At 65.5% G+C, this 1,970-nt stretch carries 2 protein-coding genes; one reads left to right on the top strand and one right to left on the bottom strand.

Going from position 1 to position 1,970, the window contains the following annotated elements; all coding sequences use genetic code 11:
* The coding region (locus tag VMT30_09585) for a LysE family transporter (GenBank protein HVQ45176.1) at nucleotides 1-455 on the top strand (455 nt) is incomplete at its 5' end.
* 378 nt (nucleotides 456-833) lie between these two features.
* Here the strand turns inward: VMT30_09585 and VMT30_09580 are convergent.
* Entirely contained in the window at nucleotides 834-1,850 is a 1,017-nt protein-coding gene (locus VMT30_09580; protein ID HVQ45175.1) for an IS110 family transposase, read from the bottom strand.
* Nucleotides 1,851-1,970: the final 120 nt, after the last annotated feature.

The following is a 1,970-nucleotide window of genomic DNA, read 5'->3' as shown; positions in this document are numbered from 1 at the left end:
TGGGCGTGAATGCGATCTTTGCCGCCCATCCGTACCTACGCATTGCAGTTCAAGTCGCGGGCGGCTTCTATCTGCTGTCCGTAGCCCTGCGGCTCTGGCGCTCGAGCGCTGCTGCTGGCAGCAGCCAGCACGTACAACTCTCGCCCAGCGCGGCGTTCCGCCTTGGGTTTCTCACGAACATCATGAATCCCAAGTCTGCGCTGTTCTTCGGCAGCGTCTTCGCCACCGCACTGCCACCGGAGCCACCACCGCTGCTGCTCCTGCTTGCGGTGGGGCTGGTTGTGGTCAATGCTTTCGTGTGGCACATGTTTCTCGCCCTGGCTTTCTCCCATCACCGTGTGCAGGCACAGTACGCGCGCAAGCGAGTGGCCATCGGTCGCACTGCTGGCGCTGTCGTCGGCGCATTCGGAGTGCGGTTGCTGTATGCCGCCGCGGGTGAGATTCGTGCCCGCTAAGCTACGTGCGGCCTAACCCTTCATTGCACCGAGCGGGTGAACTCAAACTACAAGGGCTTCCCCGTCTGTCAAGCGAATGAGTCCTCTCGAGCCGCGCAGCGGCTCGATTCATGTCTGGACTTGCAGCTTCACCGCGCGTCTGTCGCGTCGATTCGATCGAGCCAAGGTTGCGGACTGACAAACTACAACCGGTCATCGATGCAGCCGTGTTGGCTGCGGACCCTGATGCAAGACGCAGCGCGGGCGACCCATTCGTTAGCCGGCAGCCAAGCTGCCCGAGAGCTCAACGGTCACTGCCCGCGCAGGTCCAACCTTTGCTCATCAACGCTTCGTGTTCACGCGGTGAAGTCGGTTTGCTCGGTCGGCCGATGGGATCGGCTACGCCGGCATCTTGAATGCCTCGCCACTGCGCAGCACCGCCCAGGCCAGGCGCGCGTTCTTCGCCGCCACAGCCACCACGGCCTTCCAGTAGCCGCGGCGTTGCTGCAGCGCCAGCGCCCAGCTGCTGATGCCATCGCTGCTGGCCTTGGCTCGCGCCAGCACTGCACGGGCTCCCAGAATCAGCAGGCTTCTCAAGTAGCCGTCGCCGGCCTTGGTGATGCGCCCCAGTCGAGTCTTGCCGCCAGAGCTGTACTGCCCCGGCGTCAAGCCCAGCCAGGCCGCGAACTGCCGGCCGCAGTTGAACTCATGGCCGTTGCCGATCATCGCAACAACGGCAGTGGCGGTGGTGCTGCCGATGCCGGGCAGGGCCATCAGCCGCTGGGCCCGCTGGTCCTCGCGCGCAATCTGCGCGACGTGGCGGTCGTACTGGGCGATGCGCTCGTCCAACCGGTGCAGCTCGCTGAGCAGATCGCCGATCACGGTGTTGGCCCAGCCCGGTAGGTCCTCCAGCAAGGCGCCGGCTTGGCGGCGCACCGTGTCGGCCTTCAGCGCCAGCACGTGGCCGAACTCCGCCAGCAGACCGCGGATGCGGTTGATGCACGCGGTGCGCGCCTGCACGTAGCCCTGGCGGGCGCGGTGCACCATGAGTTGGCTCTGCTGCTGTTCGCTCTTGATCGGCACGAAGCGCATGTTGGGCCGCTGCACGGCCTCGCAGATCGCTGCCGCGTCGGCGGCGTCGGTCTTGCCACGAGTCCCGCTCATGCGGTACGGCGCGACGAACTTCGGGGCGATCAACCGCACGGTGTGACCGTGGGCCGCAAACAGCCGTGCCCAGTGGTGTGCGCCGGTGCACGCCTCCATCGCCACCGTGCACGGCGCCAGCGAGGCGATCAGCTCGTGCAGCCGGGCGCGCGGCACGGCGGGTCGTACCAGCGCAGGCTTGCCCGCCTCACCAACACCGTGTACCGCAAAGACGTTCTTGGCCAGATCGATGCCAACGAAGACAATGCTCATGGACTTCCCCTTCTGAAGTGAGTTGATGAGACTTCGCACTTCCCATCGTGGCACTTCGTTGCCGTACTCCGCTCTAGCGCGGACACCTCGGGACGGGGAAGTCCCTTTCATTCGTTAGGC

Source organism: Candidatus Saccharimonadia bacterium (assembly GCA_035544015.1).
Lineage (GTDB): Bacteria > Patescibacteriota > Saccharimonadia > UBA4664 > UBA4664 > UBA5169.
Note: the sequence above shows the minus strand (reverse complement) of the source record. Positions and strands in the feature narration are given on the sequence as shown.